At 49.4% G+C, this 22561-nt stretch carries 16 protein-coding genes and 1 other annotated feature; of the genes, 14 read left to right on the top strand and 2 right to left on the bottom strand.

Features of this window, described 5'->3' with window-relative positions; genetic code table 11:
- Positions 1–74: 74 nt before the first annotated feature.
- The 5 genes from hemA to cobA all read left to right on the top strand — a co-directional run bounded on the left by hemA (position 75) and on the right by cobA (position 6150).
- Complete coding sequence (gene hemA, locus H1230_RS07695) at positions 75–1475, top strand: glutamyl-tRNA reductase (protein ID WP_239714932.1); 1401 nt, start codon at positions 75–77, stop codon at positions 1473–1475.
- Positions 1476–1480: 5 nt separating this feature from the next.
- Positions 1481–2308 (top strand): cytochrome c biogenesis protein CcsA, encoded by an 828-nt coding sequence (ccsA, locus tag H1230_RS07700; RefSeq protein ID WP_239714933.1) that lies wholly within the window; start codon positions 1481–1483, stop codon positions 2306–2308.
- Between the two features lie 47 nt (positions 2309–2355).
- Positions 2356–3120: a precorrin-2 dehydrogenase/sirohydrochlorin ferrochelatase family protein gene (locus tag H1230_RS07705; RefSeq protein WP_239714934.1), complete on the top strand. Its 765-nt coding sequence runs from the start codon at positions 2356–2358 to the stop codon at positions 3118–3120.
- A gap of 533 nt (positions 3121–3653) precedes the next feature.
- On the top strand, positions 3654–4598 hold the full coding sequence (hemC, locus tag H1230_RS07710; protein ID WP_239714935.1) for a hydroxymethylbilane synthase: 945 nt from the start codon (positions 3654–3656) through the stop codon (positions 4596–4598).
- A 4-nt stretch (positions 4599–4602) separates the two neighbouring features.
- A complete protein-coding gene (gene cobA / locus H1230_RS07715; RefSeq protein WP_239714936.1) occupies positions 4603–6150 on the top strand; it encodes a uroporphyrinogen-III C-methyltransferase in 1548 nt (515 codons plus the stop codon).
- A gap of 631 nt (positions 6151–6781) precedes the next feature.
- Here cobA and H1230_RS07720 read toward each other — a convergent pair.
- The gene (locus tag H1230_RS07720; RefSeq protein ID WP_239714937.1) at positions 6782–6922 is read right to left on the bottom strand and encodes a hypothetical protein; all 141 of its coding nucleotides are present in this window, start codon (positions 6920–6922) and stop codon (positions 6782–6784) included.
- A 120-nt stretch (positions 6923–7042) separates the two neighbouring features.
- Between H1230_RS07720 and hemB the strand changes: the two genes are divergently transcribed.
- The 3 genes from hemB to H1230_RS07735 all read left to right on the top strand — a co-directional run bounded on the left by hemB (position 7043) and on the right by H1230_RS07735 (position 10433).
- Positions 7043–8041: a porphobilinogen synthase gene (gene hemB / locus H1230_RS07725; RefSeq protein ID WP_239714938.1), complete on the top strand. Its 999-nt coding sequence runs from the start codon at positions 7043–7045 to the stop codon at positions 8039–8041.
- An 80-nt stretch (positions 8042–8121) separates the two neighbouring features.
- Positions 8122–9423 (top strand): glutamate-1-semialdehyde 2,1-aminomutase, encoded by a 1302-nt coding sequence (gene hemL / locus H1230_RS07730; RefSeq protein ID WP_239714939.1) that lies wholly within the window; start codon positions 8122–8124, stop codon positions 9421–9423.
- 71 nt (positions 9424–9494) lie between these two features.
- Positions 9495–10433, top strand: a complete 939-nt coding sequence (locus tag H1230_RS07735) for an RluA family pseudouridine synthase (RefSeq protein ID WP_239717177.1) — start codon at positions 9495–9497, stop codon at positions 10431–10433.
- A gap of 199 nt (positions 10434–10632) precedes the next feature.
- On the opposite strand, the gene H1230_RS07740 is transcribed toward H1230_RS07735, so the two are convergent.
- Positions 10633–11877, bottom strand: coding sequence for a GGDEF domain-containing protein (locus H1230_RS07740; protein WP_239714940.1), 1245 nt, complete (start codon positions 11875–11877; stop codon positions 10633–10635).
- A gap of 326 nt (positions 11878–12203) precedes the next feature.
- Between H1230_RS07740 and H1230_RS07745 the strand changes: the two genes are divergently transcribed.
- The 6 genes from H1230_RS07745 (at position 12204) to H1230_RS07770 (ending at position 22450) form a co-directional block, all read left to right on the top strand.
- Positions 12204–13532 carry a LysM peptidoglycan-binding domain-containing protein gene (locus tag H1230_RS07745; protein WP_239714941.1) on the top strand — a complete coding sequence of 443 codons (1329 nt, stop codon included), beginning with the start codon at positions 12204–12206 and terminating at the stop codon, positions 13530–13532.
- 110 nt (positions 13533–13642) lie between these two features.
- Positions 13643–13930: a binding site (T-box leader), on the top strand.
- Between the two features lie 530 nt (positions 13931–14460).
- Positions 14461–17097 (top strand): valine--tRNA ligase, encoded by a 2637-nt coding sequence (locus H1230_RS07750; protein WP_239717180.1) that lies wholly within the window; start codon positions 14461–14463, stop codon positions 17095–17097.
- Positions 17098–17102: 5 nt separating this feature from the next.
- Complete coding sequence (locus H1230_RS07755; RefSeq protein ID WP_239714942.1) at positions 17103–18476, top strand: bifunctional folylpolyglutamate synthase/dihydrofolate synthase; 1374 nt, start codon at positions 17103–17105, stop codon at positions 18474–18476.
- Positions 18477–18483: 7 nt separating this feature from the next.
- Positions 18484–19860 carry a UDP-N-acetylmuramate--L-alanine ligase gene (gene murC, locus H1230_RS07760; protein WP_239714943.1) on the top strand — a complete coding sequence of 459 codons (1377 nt, stop codon included), beginning with the start codon at positions 18484–18486 and terminating at the stop codon, positions 19858–19860.
- A 323-nt stretch (positions 19861–20183) separates the two neighbouring features.
- On the top strand, positions 20184–21233 hold the full coding sequence (locus tag H1230_RS07765; RefSeq protein ID WP_239714944.1) for a GGDEF domain-containing protein: 1050 nt from the start codon (positions 20184–20186) through the stop codon (positions 21231–21233).
- A gap of 47 nt (positions 21234–21280) precedes the next feature.
- Positions 21281–22450: a GGDEF domain-containing protein gene (locus H1230_RS07770; protein ID WP_239714945.1), complete on the top strand. Its 1170-nt coding sequence runs from the start codon at positions 21281–21283 to the stop codon at positions 22448–22450.
- Positions 22451–22561: the final 111 nt, after the last annotated feature.

A 22561-nucleotide genomic window follows, 5' to 3' on the forward strand; every position in this document is an offset into this window, starting at 1 on the left:
TTAACACAGCGATTTTGAGAATTGTGAAAGTAATACCTACATCAATGAATAGAGACTAGGATGGTGAACTTGCGATGCACATCGTCGTCGTTGGCCTAAATTACCGTACGGCACCTGTAGAGGTGAGAGAACAGTTCGCCTTTGCCGAGAAGGATCTGCCAGCCGCACTCCATCAGTTGATGAAGACGAAAAGTGTTCTAGAAGGGGTCGTCGTAGCCACCTGTAACCGTACGGAAATTTATGTGGTTGTAGACCGTCTTCATATGTGCGGATATTTCATTCGTAGCTATTTGGAGCAGTGGTTCGGAGTAAACAGTGAGCAATTTACACAGCATATGTATATATATGAAGACGAGCAGGCGATTACACATTTATTTCGTGTGACCTGCGGTCTGGATTCAATGGTCATTGGCGAGACACAGATACTGGGACAGGTACGCAGTTCTTTTCTGACGGCTCAGACTGAAGGGGTGACGGGTACCTGGTTCAATCGTCTGTTCAAGCAGGCGGTGACGCTGGGTAAACGTGCTCATAGTGAGACGTCAATCGGCGAGAGTGCAGTTTCGGTCAGTTATGCCGCTGTGGAGCTGGGCAAGCGTATCTTCGGCATGTTCACCGGTAAAAAAGTGCTGATTCTTGGCGCCGGCAAAATGAGCGAGCTTACGGTGAAGCATCTCTACAGCAGCGGTGCGGCTGAGGTGATTGTTGCCAATCGCACCTTGTCGCGTGCCATTGAGCTAGCGGAGAAATTCTCGGGTAGACCGAGTACGATCGAAGATGCCCTAAAGCATCTGGATGAAGTTGATATTATCATCAGCTCAACGGGAGCGGATGGTTATGTGCTGACGGCCGATCAGGTAGCAGAAGGCATGAAGCGTCGGCCTTCACGGCCGCTATTTATGATCGACATCGCCGTACCACGGGACATTGATCCTGCAGCGGCGAGTGTGCCGGATGTGTTCCTGTACGATATTGATGATCTGGAGGGCATAGTGGAGAATAATCTGGAAATGCGCCGGAGTGAAGCTGTGAAGATTGAAGTGATGATTACTGAGGAGCTAGATGAGTTCCAGCTATGGCTGAAGACATTGGGTGTGAGACCTGTGATTCGAGCGCTTCAGGATAAATCTAATGAGATTCATGAGGAAACGATGGAGAGTCTGTTCAACAAGCTGCCTGAGCTGGACGAGCACCAGCGCAAGGTCATTCGCCGATTAACCAAAAGTATTGTCAACCAAATGATGCATGACCCGATCAACGTTATTAAAGAGATGTCCGGTGGTAAGCAAGGAAATGAAGCGCTGGAGTATTTTACGCGAATCTTCGCGTTGCAGGAGCAGCTCGAATCTAGTGCGGACGGCGGCAGCCCTGCGCAAGTGCAACGGTCTGTTGCTGACCGTGATCGTGCCTCCCTTAGCAGCGACTCGCTTGCTCCCAAGGCAGCGTATGCTCCGGCGGGCCTGCAGGGCGGGTGACTGACATGCAACTGCTGAATGGAATATATGATACTGCTATCCTGCTATATGCCCTGAGTCTGCTGTTTTATTTCTCGGATTGCCTCAAACGCAATCCGGGCGGAAAGCGGTTAGGCTCGGGGCTTCTTGTCGCTGTAGGCCTGCTGCAAGCGGTGGGCTTAGCGATTCGCTTCTCGCAGGAGGAAGGGCTGCCGATCTTCACTCCTTATGATTTCCTGTTCTGGTTCTCGTTCAGCATTGTGCTGACCTCCCTCGCTATAGCGTTTACACGTGGTGCGGAGTTTACAATTCTGCTGCTTAGCGTAGCTGGCTTCAGCGTATTTCTGCTTAATCGGGTATGGCTGACGGCGAAGGATCACACGCTGCAGAGCTGGGGAGCTGTACACGGCTGGCTGGTGACGCATATTATTTTGGCGAATTTGAGCTTTGCCGCACTGACACTAGGTACAGTATTTGCGATAATGTATCTATTCCTGCATACCCGCTTAAAGAACAAACGGTGGAATGACCGGATTCGCCGCTTGCCAAGCCTGGAGGTACTGGATAAATACACTTATTATTCAGTGCTGGCCGGTGCACCCTTGCTGTTGGTATCGCTTGTGGTGGCGGGGATCTCAATTGTCGCTGAGGGTCGATTGTTGCTGTTTCAGGATTTAAAGGTCTTGACCACGCTTATTGGGCTCGGTATTTACATAATCTATCTTATATTGAAATGGTCGGGCCGGAGAAGCGGAGTCGATATGGCGCGCTGGGCGGTTGTCGGATATGGCTTCATTATCCTCAACTTCCTCCTAAACTCCTGGTCCAAATTTCATGGCTGGAGCGGGGAGTAAGAATGACGATGTAAGAAGGGTAAGTGGATTTAGGGATGGAAGCTTGAGTGAAGCTGAATGAGAGTCTCAGCAGAGCGAGGAATGGAAGCAGGGAGTGTGGTGGAATGCGGGTTCCGGTGTATTTGCCAATCATGCTGGATTGTGCAGCACAGCGCTGTGTTGTCATTGGCGGAGGTACAGTAGCCGAACGAAAGGTACTTGGACTGCTGGAAGCTGCGGCTGCGGTTATAGTCATTAGTCCGGACCTAACCCCGCGACTGACTGAGCTTGCGACGAAGCATGGAACTGCTGAGTTGGCAGAGCGGCGCGAAACTGCTGAGTTGGTGGGACAGGGCAGACTTACCTGGCTAGCTCGGTGTTATGCCTCGGGTGACATCCGAGGAGCCTTTCTTGTCTATGCGGCCAGTAATGACAGAGTCGTCAATGAAGCTGTCGCAAGTGAAGCACGCAGCTTGGGTATTCCCGTCAATGTGGTCAGTCATGCGGAGGCGGGGAGCTTTATCTCGCCCGGAGTACTGCGCCGAGGCCGCCTTACGGTTGCTGTGTCCACCTCGGGTGCAGGCCCCGTTGCCGCTGGTCAGATTAAGGGCTTGCTAGAAGAAGTACTCGGAGCGGAGTATGAGCCATATCTGGAGTTCTTGCATATGATGCGGACCGAAATCAAGATGAGAGAAGCCGCATCCGAAGTACGTGGACGTCTACTGCGCAAGCTGGGGATGCTGGACGTGTTGAATGAGATCAGACAGAGAACCTTCATAGAGTGGACTCCAGAGTTCATTGACGGCTGGATCGCTGCTAATCGTGAGGAATAGTAGCGCTGGAAGCTGCCTGACTTGTTTACTGTGGCGCTTATACCTAAGGAATATAAGGTGGAGTCGCTTAGCAATTACAATCACAATATCAAAGTAACCCAAGTAATCAGGTCTTATGTTGGGACTAATCCTTTTTTTCGAAAAAAGAGTTAGAGGGAAATTCTCCCTCTAATCCTGAAGTGTAGGGCCTCTAGAGCTGATTAAGGGGAAATCCTCCCCCTATTTTACCCAAAAGTTGCCCAAATAGGCTTATTCCCAGACTTTAGAGGGAGAAAATCCCTCTATTCTTTGAATTGGAGCGATAATCAATTCATTAGAGGGAGATTTTCCCTTTATAATCTATGTTTACTCTTAAGTGTACTTTAAACACGGATTAGTTCTCTCTGAAGACTTCAACGGTCCCACATGCGCCAAATGTAGTATCGTCAACACATTTCATTAGCAGAGACACTTGTAAAGTGGGGATTCTGCGGATTCAGTCGTTCGAGATGGCTTGTTGCAGATGACGTAACCAAACCGGGAGGAATGAAATTATGCGGAAGATTATAGTAGGCAGCAGACAAAGTGCGTTGGCGCTGACCCAGACAGGACAGGTAATTGCGGAGCTTGAACGGTTGAGCCAGGAGCATAACATCGGGTTTACGTTTGAGGTCAAGACGATCCTCACCAAAGGTGATCGCATTCTTGATGTTACGTTGTCCAAAGTGGGCGGCAAGGGGCTGTTCGTGAAGGAGATCGAAGAGGCGATGCTGGCGCAGGAAATTGATATGGCTGTACATAGTATGAAAGATATGCCCTCCGAGCTTCCGGAGGGGCTGATGAATGGTGCAGTACCTAAGCGTGTTGATCCGCGCGATTGTCTAATCTCTAACGGAGGAGTGACGTTGGCGGAATTGCCGCAGGGTGCGCGCGTAGGCACGAGCAGCCTGCGCCGTTCCAGCCAGCTTGCTGCGCTGCGGCCTGATCTCGTGATTGAGCCAGTGCGCGGCAATATCGATTCGCGGCTGCGCAAGCTGGAGAGCGGCGAATACGATGCGATCCTATTGGCAGCGGCGGGTCTCGCGCGTATGGGCTGGCAGGATCGCGTGAGCGCCTACCTGCCGCCCGAGGTCTGTTTGCCCGCTGTTGGGCAGGGCGCACTCGGCATACAGTGCCGAACGGATGACGCCGGGCTGCGGGAGCTGCTGGCGTTATATAATGATCCGGATACGGCGCTGACAGTAGCGGCAGAACGTACTTACCTCGGGGCGCTAAATGGCGGCTGTCAGGTGCCGATTGGAGCTTTTGCAGTATTGAGTGAGGCTACCTCTACGGCTGAACGGATGATAACATTAACCGGAATGGTGGGGGCACCGGATGGTTCAGTTATTTTGAAGGAAACCTGCACCGGAGTGGACCCCGTATTGCTTGGTGAAGAGGTCGCAAGAAAGCTGATCGCCAGGGGCGCAGAGAAGATTTTGGCAGATGTAAGGGGATGAGGAAATGACGGGCAAGGTTTATTTGGTGGGTGCGGGTCCAGGTGACGCGAAGCTGATTACAGTAAAAGGTCTGGAATGTATCCAAAAAGCGGATGTGCTGGTATATGATCGGCTGGCAAGTCCCAGATTGCTGAAATGGATGAAGCCCGGCGGGGAAAAAATATACGTAGGCAAGTTGCCGGACCGTCATACGATGAAGCAGGAAGAAATCAACCAACTGCTCGCCGATCTGGCACTGCAGGGCAAAACGGTGGTGCGTCTCAAGGGTGGCGATCCGACGATTTTTGGCCGAGTAGGTGAAGAAGCGGAGCTGCTGCGTAAGCATGGCATTCACTATGAGATCGTGCCGGGCATTACGTCGGCGATAAGTGTACCGGCTTATGCAGGCATTCCCGTTACACACCGGGATCACGCTTCCTCTGTATCGATTATCACGGGGCATGAAAGTCCGGATAAGCTTGATCAATCCATCGATTGGGCTAAGCTGACGAATGCTACGGGGACTCTTGTGTTCCTGATGGGCGTAGCCAAAATAGGCTATATTAGCGGCCAGCTAATCAAGCACGGGCGGTCGCCAGAAACGCCAGTCGCGCTCGTGCGCTGGGGCACACGCGCGGAGCAGGAGACGATAACGGGCACGCTCGCCGATATTGAGGCATTGGTGCTGGCGGCGGATTTTCAGCCGCCCGCGGTAATTGTTGTCGGCGACGTGGTGCTGCAGCGCCAGACGCTGATGTGGGCCGAGGCGCTGCCGCTGTTCGGCAAGCGCATCGTGGTGACACGGGCCCGCAGCCAGGCGAGCGAGCTGGTGGATGCCATTGAGGAACTCGGCGGGGAACCCTACGAGTTCCCGGTCATCGAGACGATCATGCCGGAAGGCGCGGAGAAGAAGGCGAAGATTGCAGCAGCGCTTGGCGCGCTGGAATCGTACGACTGGGTCTTCTTCACTAGCGCGAACGGCGTGGAGTTTTTCTTCCGCCACCTGGCGGAGCTGGGGGCGGATATAAGAGGGCTGCACCGCGCGCGTATTGCGGCGGTGGGGCCAGCAACTGCAGCCGCGCTAGCGCAGCGCGGGCTGCTTAGTGAAGAGCTTCCGGCGCGGTTCCAGGCGGAAGGTCTGATTGAGAAGCTTGGCGCAGCATTGCTGCCAGGCCAGAGCGTCCTGTTGCCACGCGGCGACCTGGCGCGTGAGTGGCTGGCGGACAAGCTGAGGGAGCTAGGGCTTCAGGTGACCCAAGCAGATACCTACGAGACGGTAGTGACCGGCGAGGATGACGACGAGCTGATGAAGCTGCTGGAGGAGGGACGCATTCATGCGGTCACCTTCACCAGTTCTTCGACAGTGCATAATTTCCTACACATTCTGAAACGGATGGGACTTACTGACCCGTTGCCACTGCTGGCTAAAGTCAAAATCGCCTGCATCGGTCCAGTGACCGAGCAAACTGCAGTCGCCGCCGGCTTGACACCGGGCTTAATTCCTGATGAGGCGACTATTGCGGGTCTGGTGCAAGAGCTCTGCCGCTGGAATGAAGGGACGCGGCTTAGATAGCAGATAGCGAAAAGTAGGTTTGCAGTAATAAGCTGTATGTTAGTTATCAGTTGTATAAGTAGAGATGAGGACATTGTACAGATGTGCTTTAAGTAGGTACTATCTGTTTGATCATTGATCATTGATTATGGATCATTGATTATGGATTGAGTGAGATTAGTGCAGCGGGATAAACTAACTATCCAAGCATGTTGAACTACGTGTGAAGTAGCAGTTAAGTGAGTGGTAAGTGTGATGTGTTGTAAACTAACTATCTGATTATTGCTGAGTTATGTGTGAAGTAACTGTTCCGGTGAGTAGCATGTAAGATGTGTTATAAACAAAATAGTTGGGTATGTGATTAGTGTCAGTTTTGGTTGTTGAATGAGTGCTGCGAGTTGCGCTTAGTTAGAAAGGTCAGTGCGGAGAAGTAGAGGTGTGTTGACTTCGTTGAAATATAACTGCATTTTGTGCTGTTATATTCCACTATTGTTGGCTACAGCGGCATTTAGCTGCATTTTGTGCTGTTATATTTATGGATTTGGGCTAAACAGCTCGCCAGGGCCATATTTAGCAGCACATAATGCAGTTAAACTGGATTTATGTTAGGAAATTGCTGAAATAACAGCACTAAATGCAGCTATTTCGCAAATCACCGTGTACCATGCCGCATCACCAGCCCATGCCACTTAGCAAGTTGAGCCAACGCATGCGCCTTTCGGGCAAACTTCAGCAACCCACGCCACAGGCCAGCCTTTGCCATGGCAGCAAGTCCAGCCAACGCATGCGCCATTCGGGCAAGTTCAGCTAATTTCAGCTAACTTCAACTAGTTTCAACTAACTTCAGCTAGTCAATGCCTTCACACTACGCGCAAGCAAGTGTTTATATATTTTATTTACAGGAGGATGTCAAATGAGTTTTCCAATAACACGGCACCGCCGACTGCGCGGTTCGGCCGGAATTCGCGGAATGGTGCGGGAGACGGTACTGAATGTGCTGGATTTCATCCAGCCGATCTTTGTGACCTATGGAACAGGTGTGAAGAATGAGATCAGCTCGATGCCGGGAGTGTATCATTTTTCGCTGGATACGTTAAAGGAGGAAGTGGACGAGATTGCCTCGCTTGGCATTCCGGCTGTGCTTCTGTTCGGGATTCCCGAAACGAAGGATGCTATCGGTTCATCCGGCTTCGCGGAAGACGGAATAGTGCAGGAAGCTACGCGTCTGATTAAACAGTGGTATCCAGAGCTGCTTGTAGTTGCAGATACCTGCTTGTGCGAGTTCACCGATCACGGTCATTGCGGTATGGTTCATACTCATATTGTAGATGGTGTTGTTCATGGCGATGTGATTAACGACGCTTCACTGGAGCTGCTGACCCGCACCGCTGTATCTCAAGCTAAAGCAGGAGCGGATATTATCGCACCTTCCAATATGATGGATGGATTCGTGCAAGCCATTCGTGCCGGGCTTGATGCGAACGGATTCGAGCATGTGCCGATCATGTCCTATTCCGTAAAATATGCCTCGGCGTTCTACGGTCCCTTCCGGGAAGCCGCAGGTTCTGCGCCACAGTTCGGAAACCGGAAGACGTATCAGATGGACCCAGCCAATCTGCGGGAGGCCATCCGTGAGACGGAATCGGACGTACTGGAAGGTGCGGACATGCTGATGGTGAAGCCAGCACTAGCTTATCTGGACGTGATCCGGACGATCCGTGACCAGTTCGATCTGCCGCTCGTGGCTTATAATGTGAGCGGTGAATATTCCATGGTCAAAGCGGCAGCCATGCAGGGCTGGATCGACGAGCAGGCGGTTGTGCTGGAAATGCTGACCGGTATGAAACGCGCCGGAGCAGACATTATTATTACTTATTTTTCCAAGGATGCTGCCCGCTGGCTGCGTGGATAGGGTTAGGGGCGTTTCAGAGTTAGTTGCTATAACATTGCTTTGCTTGTAAACCAAAGAGAACAAGACAGGAGTGAGGACAGATGGGTAATGTGCCACTGGCACGTCGGGAAGAGGCTTCCCGGGAGGCTTTTGCAGAAGCTAAGCAATATATTCCTGGTGGGGTGAACAGCCCTGTACGGGCGTTCAAATCCGTAGGACTGACACCCATTTATGTGGACCGAGGCGTTGGTTCGCGTATTTATGATATCGACGGCAATAGCTTTATCGACTATGTCTGCTCATGGGGACCGCTTATTATGGGCCATGCTCATCCTGAGGTGGTGAAGGCGCTGCAGGAAACGTTGGTCAAAGGGACAAGCTTTGGGGCTCCAACACTGCTGGAGACGGAAATGGCTAAAATGGTCGTCGAGCGTGTGCCCTCTGTAGATATCGTGCGCATGGTCAACTCCGGTACGGAAGCGACGATGAGCGCGATTCGCTTGGCACGGGGGGTTACGGGCCGCAGTAAAATCCTGAAGTTTGAAGGCTCCTACCACGGTCATGCAGACAGTCTGCTGATTAAGGCTGGCTCAGGTGTTGCTACACTGGGACTTCCGGACAGTCCGGGCGTACCAGAGGGTGTAGCGATGAACACGATTACGGTTCCTTATAACGATCTGGAAGCTGTCAAAATAGCTTTCGAACGCTACGGCACTGAGCTTGCCGCGGTAATTGTGGAACCTATTGCCGGGAATATGGGCGTTGTACCACCGCAGCCGGGATTTCTGGAAGGGTTGCGCAAAGTGACCACAGGCTACGGCTCTATGCTTATTTTTGATGAAGTGATGACTGGCTTTCGCGTGAATCGCAGCTGTGCTCAAGGATTGTTCGGCATCACACCGGATATCACTTGTTTCGGTAAAGTCATTGGTGGAGGGCTTCCGGTAGGTGCCTATGGTGGCAGACGCGATATTATGGAGCAAATCGCTCCAACAGGGCCGATTTATCAGGCAGGGACTCTCAGTGGCAATCCGCTGGCAATGGCGGCAGGACTGACTACACTGAAGTTGCTGACGCCAGTTGTCTATGAGCACTTGGAGTTATTGGGAGCGCGTCTGGAGGCAGGTCTGAAGCGCAATGCAGCAGAAGTTGGCATTCCACTGACCATTAATCGAGTAGGCTCAATGGTTTGCCCGTTCTTTACCGAAGGACCGGTAACCAATTTCGACACGGCCAAGACCAGTGATCTAGACACTTTCCGCCGTTATTTTGGCAAAATGCTAGATCAAGGCATCAGCGTCCCCCCTTCGCAGTTTGAAGGAATGTTCGTCTCTGCTGCGCATAGTGAAGAAGATATAGATGCTACGATCGAGGGCCATTATAATGCCCTGAAGGCACTTTGAGTACCGGGGCCGGAGCTGGAATTCCAACCGGAGGCGGAAAATGGACCCGGCGTGGAGAATGGCTGGAAGCGATGCCAGGCAAGGTTCTTACCGGAGCAGCCGACAGTGAAGCGGCGGTTGATAAGTGGCTGCTGGATACAGTGGGCATGCCTGAGAAGCTCCATATGCGATTGCGTCGTGAGGGGGGCATCCAGTGGAAGGGAGATCGGCTGCGGCTGGCGCTTTTTCCACACCGGGAAGCAGGAATCGAACCGGTATGGCAGGAGCAGGAGCTTGACGTTCTGCATGAGGATGATTTCTGCCTCGTTGTTCATAAACCAGCTGGAATGGCTGTTCATCCGGACGGCAGCGGCGTGGGCGTGACCTTGGATCATCTTGTTGCTGCGCATTATGCGGCTTCTGGTGGTGGAGTTGCTGTTCGCCATATTCATCGGCTGGACAAGGATACAACCGGTCCGGTGCTATATGCGAAGAATGAGTTCGCTCAGCTTGCACTCGATGAGGATATGCGCGAGAAGACGATTTCGCGACAGTATGTGGCCATTGTTAAAGGCGTGGTTCCACCAACGCTTAAGGTGATCGATGCTCCAATTGGCCGTGACCGTCATCATGCGGTGCGCAGAAGGGTCTCACCCGGTGGACAAGCTGCGATAACCCGCATTGTCGGGTGTAAGGTACTGCGTGGCGCAAGTCTGCTGAGCGTGCAGCTGGAGACCGGCCGCACGCATCAGATTCGCGTCCACCTTAGCCATATGGGTCACCCGCTATATGGAGACGAGCTTTACGGCGGACCTGCTTGGGCGGGTGCAACTGGCGTGAGTACTCGTGTTCAGGGCTGGTTGAAGACGGACAGCCCCAGTGGTTCCAGCAGTGCTGATCGCCAGGCGCTGCACGGTGAGTTGCTGACGTTCAGCCATCCCTGGAGCGGTGAGCGGTTGGCAGTGAACGATCCGTGGCCGGAGGATATGCTGCGGTTGCGGGATTTGCTGGCAGGTGGCGCACAGGTTTAGCTTGGAATTCTAGGCGCTCATATGAGCCAGCCTTTTGACACTTTAAAGCTGCTAAAGATAAAAAACGAGCTAGTCTCCGGGTTATTGGAGACTAGCTCGTTTTTGGTTTCGATTCGTAGCAGCAGAAATTTAATCGGTTACACACGATAACTTATCCTTATAATTCTCGAAGAAAGGTGCTTCATCTAGTGCAGTATCTTTATTCTGCAGATAAACTAAGCTCGTTCTTGTAGGAGAGCCGGTTTCTTCCGAGCTTTTTGGACTCCAGCAGCAGCTGATCCGCATAGACATAACCTTTTTCCATGGATATCGATTGGCCAGTCTTGTAGTAGTACAGCCCAAATGAAGCTGAATAAGTGACCGAAATGCTCTGATCTTCGTACTCTGCAGTGACACTGTGGTGATTAACGTTTTCTAGAATCTGTTCAATTAACGAAAAGCATTGCTCAAAGGGCTTATTTCGCAGGAAAAATGTGAATTCTTCTCCACCGCTGCGGAATAAAATATCATCCTCATGCAAATGCGCTTTCAGGGTTTTGGCAAAATGCTGGATGACCCGGTCGCCAACGGCATGGTTAAAGCTGTCATTGATTTTTTTGAATTTATCGATATCGGCTACGACAATTCCGACAAATTCTCCGCTTGGGTTCAGTTCTTTCATCATTTTGTCCATGTAAGCTCGGTTATAGGTGTTCGTTAGAAAGTCTTGATAGGCCATTTGCTCGAATTTGTCCCGTTCAAATTTATTCTGCACGCTTTGGGATTTGGAATGAAAAGAAAGGCTGACGACATAATTCAGTAAGAAAAGACCAATCAGCATATCCCATTTCTCCATTTGCAGTAGGCGTAATAATAAGCCATTAGTAATGGCCACTTTTCCGATGTCGAGCAGATTTCTGCTTCTGAAGATCAGATCGACAGCCTCTTTGCGAGTTGTTATATCTCCAGAAAGTGCAAAGGTAAACACAAGAAAGGAGGAGGACAGAAAGGTGATGATACTGACCACTAGCAGAATCAATATCCAGAAACCGAAGGGAATGCTTTGGAAACTAGGATTAAGAAGCTGGTACAGATAGTAACCAATTGAACCGCTGATCGTAAAGGAACCAATATTATAGAAGGTGTCCAGAAATTCTCCAGGATCTGCCGTCTTGGTCTTCTTTTTGTAAAAAAACACAGTGAAGCGGTAAATGATCTCGAAGATTAGCGTTCCTAGAGGGCCAGCAAAAATGCCGAAAGAAGATGTGTAGCTAATGGCGTAGTCAATGTTCGAATTTCCGCTGCGACTGATTATACGCAATTGGTAATAGAAACTGGAGAACGCCCAATAGAGCAGCAGTGCTTTAATATACGTATTCCCAGGGGGAGTCACTTGTATTGAAGCAGCGACTACAACCAGAGAGAAAAGAAACAGGAATAAGTCAAATAATCTAGCTTTACGCATAGCGGATAATTCCTTTCTGTGGTTACAACGATTATATCGAAGAAATGGCCTGACATTGATAGTTATTTTAAAAAATAAACAGAATGATAGCACTCTTTCAGAATTACGCAAGCTGATTTTCTCACAGTTAGTGGTATAAACCCCTTGTTTACTGGCAAGTTCCACCTTTCTGTTTCGGTGCTCAGTATTAGCGTACTGTTCTTAAGAGCCGTCTAAAGTTGTCATGCCTTCCTATTTGAAGCATATACATGAGTGGAGTAACATTTTGGGCTTATGCTCTGGGCTTGTCTTAGGGTTAGAATAGGCCAAGAAGGAGGACATTTCCCGTGTTTGACCAGTCCCACGGCTTGCGGTTTGATATTTATGAACGCATTCATCTGTCGGAAGAACTTCCGGGAATAGCTGAGCTGGAGGAGGTTGAATTACTTCCGGAAATTCAAGTGATTCAGCGGGAGGACCGAGCTGAGTTATACGGCCAGCTGCTGCTTACCGGACTCTACCGGGGGGAAGATGACCGAACACAGCGTTTGGAGCATGCGATTCCCGTTGAGATTACAGTCCCGCTGACACGGGTCAGCTCGTTTGAAGACATAGGGGTAGAGATCGAGAACTTCGATATTGACCTGCTTACGATGCGCACTGTGAACATAACAGGTGTGCTCTCGCTGCGTGGGATCGGAGGAGCGGAGGCGGTCGCACCCTGGCAGCAGGAAGAATATACAGTAGCTTATTCTCCTGCGGATAGTGAAAGGACCCTTGAGATCTCGTCAGAGATTCGAGAGCCTGAGGGTGATGCTCTTTACGAGAACTCGCTCTGGACGTTTGGGGAGGGTACTGCCGAAGTCACTGAAGTAGAGCGGGAAACTGCTGAGGCTGTAGCTGAAGCCGCGGTTAATCCGTTAATCTCCTCCGATTCAGCGTCTTACGAGTCTTCAGACGATGTTTATTCCGTGCAGCAGAAGGACAAGGAATCTAAACTCCGGACGCATAGTTTGGATTCCCCAAGCGATTCCAAGTCTGAGCTAGCCGATTATTGGCATAAGGCGGAGAAGTGGAATCAGGAGCAGCAGGAGCTGACCCTTGATAAGGGTATCGTAGCTAGAGAAACAGCGGATACTGCGGATATCCATAGTGCAAATCAGGAAGAAGCGCTGCTTATTTCGGAAGTTGAGGCTGAAGATGAGCTGGAGGAGACCTTCAGCGCTGAAGCCGTAAGCCCGAATTCAGGAAATGCTTTTGCGAATGAAGCCTTCGTTTCGCCGGAGATTGTTCCACCTGTAGAGGAGAAACATGATCTGAAGATTGCTCTAGGCAGTAAAAAAGAACAAGAGATCAAGGAAAGGGAGCATCTCACTTTCTCTTCCTTACTGAGCTCCAGCCGTTCCCGCAAGGCACAGGAGATTCAAATCGCTGAAGAAACCGCTCCAGTTGCAGCTGAAGTGGAACCGGGTAATAACACGGAATGGAAGAGCAGATTTATTGGCGGCTTTGAAGGCGCGGATCTGTTCCGCAAGGTCCGGCTCTGCATCGTGCAGCGTGAGGAGACTCTCGATACCATTGCCGAGAAATATCAGCTCAGTGCACGGGAATTGGTGATGTATAACCGGCTGTCTGGACAGAATGTGGAAGAAGGGCAAGTCCTATACATTCCTTAACAAAAGTAAATGTACGGTAGGAACAGGAGTATCTTTTACCGTGTATATTGGCTGTGACTCAGGTTGACTAGGCAACACTCTAAATGTATTATGGAGTAAGCAATATCTAGTCAAAGACTGGGAACGGGAAGAGTAGGCGGTCAGCCCTTCAGAGAGCGGAAATGTAATTGCTGTGATATTCCGCAGGATGCAACCACCGAAGTCGCCCCGGAGTCGCCTTTCTAAAGCTTGTCTTCATTCCTATGAAGCCCAAGTTAGGTTATGGTCGGTCGCAGCCGTTATCTGCATGAGTGTCGCGCTAGGCTTCTAAGAACCGTGAGGGGATAGAGGCATAGGTTTATTTTTCATTGGCGCGAAACAAAGGTGGTACCGCGAAAGAATGGCCTTTCGTCCTTTGAGACGAAGGGCCTTTTTGTATTTTTTTGAGTATTCGTTGATGTGAATGCCAGGTACGAAAGCAGTCACTCGATTTCTAATTTAGAGGGAATTCCTCCTCTTATATTAGCTGAAATGAGGCTGAAACCAACATTAGAGGGAATTTCCCCCTCTAATGTTGGGGGGTTCGTCTTTTAACAGACTAATGATTGAATTTAGCAGGAGGAATTCCCGCTAAATGAAGGAAATGAAGAGTTTTGAGCAGATTAAGGGGAGGAATTCCCCTTAATCCCAGCAGTAGCCAAGTAGCGCACAAAGCGTACAGAGCGCTGTGACCCTCGTCCAATGAACACTGAAAAGTCTGTTGTGTCACGTTAACTTAGCCTGACAAGCTCTAAACCTAGTTTTGAACCACATCACATCATACATCCAAAAATATGATTTACGGAGGTATCAGAGAATGGCTGATCAAGATCACCTAACAGCAGCAGAGCTGCCGAACCTGCAAGATACGACGGAGGATAACACGGCTACGAATGATTCGAAGAGTGATATGCCGACTACATACGATCCTAAAGCGGCAGAACAAAGATGGTACGCCTACTGGGCGGAAGGTGGGTATTTCCGCGCAGGACAACGTCCTGATGCACAACCCTACAGCATAGTAATTCCCCCTCCGAATGTAACGGGGATGCTGCATATCGGGCATGCACTTGATTTCACGCTGCAGGATATCCTGATTCGCACCAAGCGGATGCAGGGTTTTGATACGCTGTGGCTTCCGGGAACGGACCATGCCGGTATCGCTACACAGACGAAGGTGGAGCAGAAGCTACGCCAGCAGGGGATTTCCCGGCATGATCTGGGACGTGAGAAGTTTCTGGAGCAGGTATGGGATTGGAAAGACCAGTATGCCGAAACGATCCATGAGCAATGGGCCAAAATGGGCCTTTCCCTTGATTATTCACGCGAGCGCTTCACGCTGGATGATGGGCTGTCGAAGGCCGTGCGCGAGGTTTTTGTTAAGCTTTATAAGAAAGGCTTGATTTATCGCGGCAAACGTATTATTAACTGGGACCCGGCAGCACGCACAGCGTTGTCTGATATCGAGGTTGAATATAAGGAAGTTAATGGTCACTTGTACCACCTGCAATATCCGCTGAAGGACGGTAGCGGCTCCATTACTGTAGCGACTACACGTCCAGAGACGATGCTTGGCGATACGGCAGTCGCTGTGCATCCAGAGGATGATCGTTACAAACATCTGATCGGCAAAACACTAATCCTGCCCATAATCGGCCGCGAAATCCCGATTATTGCTGATGAGTATGTGGACAAGGATTTTGGCAGCGGTGCGGTTAAAATTACGCCAGCTCATGATCCAAATGACTTTGAGGTTGGCCTGCGTCACAACTTGCCACAGATTAACGTGATGGATGAGAGCGGCACAATGAACGAAGAGGCCGGACCTTACCAAGGACAGGATCGCAGTGACTGCCGCAAGGCTATAACGGCTGACCTGAAGGAGCTAGGTATACTGATCTCCATTGAAGACCATGTACATCAAGTAGGGCACAGTGAGCGCTCGGGAGCTATCGTTGAGCCTTATCTATCGACACAATGGTTCGTAAAGATGCAACCTCTGGCTGAAGTGGCGATCGCCGCACAGAAGGACGGCAGTGGCGTTAACTTTGTGCCGGACCGCTTCGAGAAAATCTATCTGAACTGGATTGAAAATATCCGCGATTGGTGTATTTCCCGCCAACTGTGGTGGGGACATCGTATTCCAGCCTGGTATTCCGAGTCTACGGGCGAGCTGGTTGTAGCTCATGACGAAGAGGAAGCGCGCAGAATTAGCGGATTGGACGATCTGATACAGGACGAGGACGTTCTGGATACCTGGTTCAGTTCCGCGCTCTGGCCGTTCTCAACTCTGGGTTGGCCGGATGAGAGCAGCGAGGATTATCAACGTTATTATCCGAATGATGTACTCGTAACAGGCTATGATATTATTTACTTCTGGGTAGCACGTATGATCTTTACAGCATTGGAGTTTACAGGTGAGAAACCATTCTCTGATGTGCTGATGCATGGTCTGGTGCGTGATTCTGAAGGACGCAAAATGTCTAAATCGCTCGGCAATGGTGTAGATCCGCTGGAGGTTATCGAGAAGTACGGTGCTGATGCGATGCGTTATATGATCTCTACCAGCAGCACAGCTGGTCAGGATCTGCGTTTCCGCTGGGAACGGGTAGAGCAGGCGCGTAATTTTGCCAATAAGATCTGGAATGCTTCCCGCTTCGCACTTATGAATCTGGAGGGTGTGAGCTTTGCGGATATCGACATTTCAGGGGAGCTCAGCACGGCCGACCGCTGGATTCTGCATCGCCTGAACGAAACTTCTCGTGATATTACGCGTCTAATTGACTCATACGAGTTCGGTGAGACAGGTCGTCTGCTCTATAACTTCATCTGGGATGATCTGTGTGACTGGTATATTGAATTCGCGAAGCTTTCGCTTTACGGAACAGACGCCGCGGCCAAAGCCAAGACACAATCTGTATTAGCGTATGTGCTCGACCGCACACTGCGGTTGATTCACCCATTCATGCCATTTATCTCGGAGGAAATTTGGCAGCATTTGCCACATGAAGGCGAGACAATTACACTGGCGGCGTGGCCTGAATATGATGTTTCACTGGAGAGTGCGTCAGCGGTAACCGAAATGAACCTGTTGATGGACATTATCCGCTCTGTTCGTAATATCCGGGCAGAAGTTAACGTACCGATGAGCAAGAAAGTTGAATTGATCATCAAAGCCGGAAATGCCGAAACCTTGAGCATTATTACCCGCAATGACAATTATATCGGACGTTTCTGCAATACTTCATCTTTTGAGGCGGGCCTGAATCCGGCGACTCCGGAGAAGGTGATATCCGCTGTTGTAACAGGAGCAGAGCTTCTTCTGCCGCTGTCGGGACTGATTGATATTGAGCAGGAAATTGCCCGCTTGGACAAAGAAGTGCTGTCGCTAAACAATGAAGTAGAGCGCGTGGAGAAGAAGCTCAGCAATCAGGGTTTCGTCGCTAAAGCACCTGCTAAAGTCATCGAAGAGGAACGGGCCAAGCAGGCAGATTACTCTGCCAAACGGGAAAAAGTGCTGGCCCGCATCGCAGAGCTGAGAGGATAAGAGAAATGGAAGAATTGCATGGGGGCGAGGGTGCCCCTCTAAGAACTTATACAGAAGCAGTGGACTGGATTAACAGCCTTATTCCGTTTGGGATCCGCCCCGGTTTGGAGCGGATAGAGTTGTTAATGGAGCGGCTAGGCTCTCCAGAGCGAAGATTGAAGTTCATTCATGTGGCGGGGACGAATGGTAAAGGCTCAACCTGTGCTTTTTTGACAAGTGTGTTGCTGCAAAGCGGATATTCGGTAGGTACTTTCACTTCTCCTTATATCACTAAATTCACCAACCGCTTTCAGTATAACGCTACGGATATTCCAGAGGCGACGCTTATGGAACTGGCTAATATTTTGCGTCCGGAAGTAGAGAGAATTGCTGAAAGTGAGCTTGGTTCGCCTACGATGTTCGAGGTTGCTACCGCACTGGCTCTTCTCTATTTCGGTAGAGTCACTTATCCCGATGTAGTCGTATGGGAGACGGGTCTTGGGGGAAGGCTGGATGTAACGAACATCGTGAATCCAGTCGTGTCGATTATTACAAATGTCGGGTATGACCATACCGATGTTCTGGGAGATACTCTGGAACAGATTGCGATGGAAAAGGCCGGTATTATTAAACCGGGCGTACCTGTGATCAGCTGTGTAACACAACCGGAAGTCATAGCGGTATTGAAGGCCAAAGCGGCAGCCTGCCGCTCGACGCTTTATCTTGCTGGAGAAGATTTCAGTTATGAAGTCGCAGGAATTCAAGATGGCATGCAGAACTTTAACTTTAAAGGGCCCTTTCGTTCGCTGGAAATAGGGATTGCTATGAAGGGCGAGCATCAGATCAGCAACGCATCCGGAGCCATGATGGCACTTGAAGCGCTGCGCCAGTATATGGCGTTTATGCTGGAGGACGAGGATGTTCAAGAGGGCTTCCGCCATACCTTTTGGGCGGGAAGGCTGGAGGAAATAGGTGATTCTCCGCGAATCATACTGGATGGAGCACATAACCCAGAAGGTGCACAGAGTCTGGCCAAGAGCTTGCCGCAGTACTATAAATACGATCATTTAAATTTGCTTATGGGTATGCTGGCAAATAAGCATCATGAATCGTATTTCAAGCATATACTGCCTATAGTGGATACGCTCATCCTGACCGAACCGGATTTCCGGAAGAAAATGGACGCGGAAGATCTGCAGACCATTGCAGAGAGCCTGCGGGAGAAATATGCCAAAGAGAATTTGGTAATCATAGTAGAACGTGATTGGGGCAAAGCGCTGCAACTGCTGAAGTCAATAACAGCAGAGAATGACCTTGCGGTTATCTCTGGTACCCTGTATTTAATTTCTGACGTACGCAGTACACTTTTGCAGCAACCCGATTCTGAAAAAGGCTGGTGACGAACTGTTGGATACTACTGAACGTGTGCATTTTATAGGGATCGGCGGCTACGGAATGAGCGCTATTGCCCGGGTATTGCTGGAGATGGGATATACGGTTACGGGCTCCGATGTAGCAGCTCAGGAATTGACCGATAAATTGATTGCCAAAGGTGCCAAGGTCTATATTGGGCATACGGCGGAGCAGGTTAAAGGTGCGGACTTGGTTGTATATTCTACAGCCTTGTCTAATGATAATGTGGAATGGGTTGAGGCGGAGCGGTTGAAGATTCCGATTCTGCATCGCTCGCAGATGCTGGCCCGGCTATTGAATCAACGTAAAGGTGTCGCGGTTGCTGGTGCTCATGGGAAGACAACAACTTCTTCTATGATTGCGCTTGTGATGCAAGATTGCGGAGTAGATCCCACCTACATTATCGGCGGGGAAATTATGAATGTTGGCACCAATGCAAAGGCGGGACAAGGGGAGTTTGTGGTGGCTGAAGCGGATGAGAGTGATGGCTCCTTCCTGCATTATCACCCATGGCTGGCCGTTGTTACGAATATTGAAGCAGATCATCTCGAGAATTACGGTGGAGATTTTAACCGTCTGAAGGCTGCTTATGTGCAGTTTATGAATCAACTTCGCGAAGACGGCACTGCTATTGTGTGCTCGGACGATGAGAATATTATCGCTCTATTGCCTGAAGTAACTGGTACGGTGATTACCTATGGTATTAAGTCGCAGACCGCTGATTATATTGCTACCGATATCGTCTTGGGAGATAGACAAGTATCCTATACATTGCACGGTTATGGAGAGGTGCTGGGACGCATTGAGCTGTCCGTTCCCGGACAATATAATCTGTATAATTCGATGGCTGCCATCATCGCTTGCCTGAAGTCAAATATACCCTTCGCAGAAATTGCAGCCGCGATTGTAAAGTTTCATGGTGCCAAGCGCCGGTTTCAGGTGCTTGGAGATATAGATGAGATTCTAATCATTGATGATTATGCTCATCATCCAACCGAGATTCGAGCAACGATCAGCGCTGCCAAAGCGACAGGCAAACGTATTATTGCGGTCTTCCAGCCGCAAAGGTATACACGTACCTTCTTCCTGCTGGATGCGTTCAGCCGTGCCTTTAGTGAAGCTGACGAGGTAATTATCACCGATATTTATTCACCAGCTGGGGAGAAGCAAATCGAGGGTGTGACCTCCGCGAAGCTGGTTGACCTAATTGTCAAAAACAGCAACGCGGGCGCACGTTATCTGCCTACCAAGGAAGCCGTGCTGGCGGATTTGCAGGATCGGATCGCTCCTGGTGACCTAGTGATAACGATGGGTGCAGGTGATATCTGGAAGGTTGGATATGCACTGGTGGATGTATTGAAAAAACGTTAAGTTTGAATTAAATAGCACCTCCGCGAATTCTTGTGGGTAATCTCTTGATTATCTGTTGGAATTCTATGGAGGTGCCTTTTTTTGTATATGTTGCCTATTTTACGATTTAGAAGTGAAATGAAGAAGGAGATTAGCCGATATAGGCATAAGGTACTATTATTCGGACACAATGCTAATTAATTCCTGCACATATGGTGGTGGTACTCATAGACTTCCAGTTTGATATCCAAACGATGATATACTTGTTTATTTTCGGGAATTTATTCATTGCATTGCTCATAACTGCTTATCGTTTCCACTCCCATAAGGATATTGCTACAACGATGTTTATCCAATCCAAGTGGCTGCAGGTGCTCTATTGGTGCTCCATATTGATATGGGATTATGTTCCCCATTTTATCTCCATTCCGCTTAGCAATGCGTTGATTCTTGGAGGCGGCTGTCTGGAAATTATTGCACTATTAATGATGATGGGAATGATGGGACGAAAGGTAAAGCTATATTATTTGGCAATTACAGTATGTAGCACGATAAGTTTTTGCATTATTGCTTTATTTTTTAACCACTCAAGCTTACGTATTGCCTCTGCCTCGCTGTGGGTTATTATGTTTGTTATCTATCCGGCACATCACCTGACTACCAATAAAGACGGGTCACCTCTGCAGCGAATGCTAGGCCTATTGTATTACTGTTTTGCCGCGATTATGTTAGCCCGCACGGCTGTTGCGCTGATCTGGGAGACAGAGATGAATGTGTTTACAGCGAATCTAGCACAGCATCTGTACTATTTAGGCATGTATTTAATATTGATGCTGGGAACTGCCGGGTTTATTCTGCTCTCCAACGAGAACTCTTATGAAACGCTGAAGAGAATTGCTACTTACGATGAAATGACAGGCATCCTTAGTCGCAGGGCCTTTATGATGGAAGCCCACTTAAAGCTGGCGCGTGCAGCTAAAAAAATGAATTATATAACCCTGCTGCTGATGGACCTGGATCATTTCAAAAAAGTGAATGATACCTATGGCCACGATGCGGGTGACAGAGTATTGAAGGCATTCGCGCTTACCATTCAGAGCCAGCTCGGGAATGGTGATTTGTTCGGTAGAGTCGGAGGCGAGGAATTTGCAGTTCTGTTTTGTGGATTAGATGAAGAGCGCAGTGCCCATAAGGCTGAAATTTTGCGGAAGGCTGTTATGAACTCTTTTCAGCAGGGAATTCCTTTACGGTATACCGTCAGTATTGGTACAATTACCGTTTTGCCAACTTCCAACACTCCTCTGGACGCATTATACAAGCTCACTGATAAGGCCCTTTATCAAGCTAAGCAGGAGGGGCGAAATCGTGTAGTTAGAGCTAAATGGCTAGGGTAGAGCCAGTTCCTACTCAAAGGATTATATATGATATTAGAAAAAGGGAGGTGAAATTCATAAGCATCTATTTGGATCTCATGACGCTACAGGTTTGTCTTTTGGCTGGTAATCTGGTTACAGTAGTGCTTGTTCTTGCTTATCGCTCACGTTATGCAAAAGAGAGTACTTCTTCACTGTTTGTAGCCGCAAAGTGCTTGCAGATCTCAGTCTTGATCTTATTGCTGCTGAAGGATTTCATAGACTCTCGAATTACAGCTACACTTAGCAGCCTTCTCGGTCTGGCTGGGGGGACGACGGAGGCCTTGGCGATTCTGATGCTGCTGGGAGTCTATACAACCAAGGTTAAGAGATATTATTATTTGCTGGCTGGATTTTCTGCTGCTGTTATTTTGTTTCTTATTATTCCAGTATCTGATCAGGTACAGTTGCGCATTGCTATGGCCTCTCTTCTTGGCAGCTTATTTATTATCTACCCTGTTTATTGTCTGCTGACGAAAGGAAAGGATTCGCCACTTCAAAAAGTAATGGGTCTGCTGTACTGCATCGTTATGATGGTCCTTATTATCGGAGCCGTTGTAGGATTTATCTCGGTGCCACTAAATACTCATTTTTCCCAATTATTGAATTGGTTCTTTTATATCGGCCTTTATTTGCTTATGTTTCTGGGAACGGCTGGCTTCACGCTGCTCTCCAGGGAACAATCCTACGTAGAGCTGGAGCGGGTGGCGACCTATGATGAACTGACCGGAATTCTGAACCGCAGAGCCTTTGTTTTGCGTGCCCGCCCTTTAATCGCCGCTGCCGCGAAAGAAGGAATTGCTTTTTCTTTTTTACTGCTGGACGTGGATCATTTCAAAAATGTAAATGATACCTACGGCCATGATACAGGGGATAGGGTACTTAAGGATTTTGCTTCCAAAATAGAGCAGCAGCTTGCGAATGGAGACCTGTTTGGGAGATTCGGTGGGGAGGAATTTGCGGTCATTCTGCATCGAGCAGACGAGCAGGCTAGTGATGAGATAGCTGAGCGGCTGCGAACTGCAATCCTGGGAGCGGTGATTAATGGTGTGCCGCTGCATTATACCGTAAGTATCGGAGTCATTACTGTAGTGTCGACGGAGCGGTTCACGTTGAACAATCTGTATAAACTGAGTGACACCGCTCTGTATCAGGCGAAGCAAAAAGGCAGGAACTGTGTTGTTAGAAGCTATGGATAGATGATCCAAAAACCAGGGGATAGACAGTACCTATACCGGATATAAGCAACATCTATTTAACAAACACTTCATTCAGACTCTATAATAACGGCAGAGGTTAATTCCTAGTTA

The sequence above is a fragment of the Paenibacillus sp. 19GGS1-52 genome (assembly GCF_022369515.1).
Classification (GTDB): Bacteria; Bacillota; Bacilli; order Paenibacillales; family Paenibacillaceae; genus Paenibacillus_AQ.

Bases quoted from the DNA above. Each gene is read 5' to 3' on its own strand.
- hemA (WP_239714932.1), top strand. From the start codon at position 75: ATGCACATCGTCGTCGTTGGCCTAAATTACCGTACGGCACCTGTAGAG.
- ccsA (WP_239714933.1), top strand. From the start codon at position 1,481: ATGCAACTGCTGAATGGAATATATGATACTGCTATCCTGCTATATGCC.
- hemC (WP_239714935.1), top strand. From the start codon at position 3,654: ATGCGGAAGATTATAGTAGGCAGCAGACAAAGTGCGTTGGCGCTGACC.
- cobA (WP_239714936.1), top strand. From the start codon at position 4,603: ATGACGGGCAAGGTTTATTTGGTGGGTGCGGGTCCAGGTGACGCGAAG.
- H1230_RS07720 (WP_239714937.1), bottom strand. From the start codon at position 6,922: ATGGCGCATGCGTTGGCTGGACTTGCTGCCATGGCAAAGGCTGGCCTG.
- hemB (WP_239714938.1), top strand. From the start codon at position 7,043: ATGAGTTTTCCAATAACACGGCACCGCCGACTGCGCGGTTCGGCCGGA.
- hemL (WP_239714939.1), top strand. From the start codon at position 8,122: ATGGGTAATGTGCCACTGGCACGTCGGGAAGAGGCTTCCCGGGAGGCT.
- H1230_RS07735 (WP_239717177.1), top strand. From the start codon at position 9,495: ATGCCAGGCAAGGTTCTTACCGGAGCAGCCGACAGTGAAGCGGCGGTT.
- H1230_RS07740 (WP_239714940.1), bottom strand. From the start codon at position 11,877: ATGCGTAAAGCTAGATTATTTGACTTATTCCTGTTTCTTTTCTCTCTG.
- H1230_RS07750 (WP_239717180.1), top strand. From the start codon at position 14,461: ATGCCGACTACATACGATCCTAAAGCGGCAGAACAAAGATGGTACGCC.
- H1230_RS07755 (WP_239714942.1), top strand. From the start codon at position 17,103: ATGGAAGAATTGCATGGGGGCGAGGGTGCCCCTCTAAGAACTTATACA.
- H1230_RS07765 (WP_239714944.1), top strand. From the start codon at position 20,184: ATGTTTATCCAATCCAAGTGGCTGCAGGTGCTCTATTGGTGCTCCATA.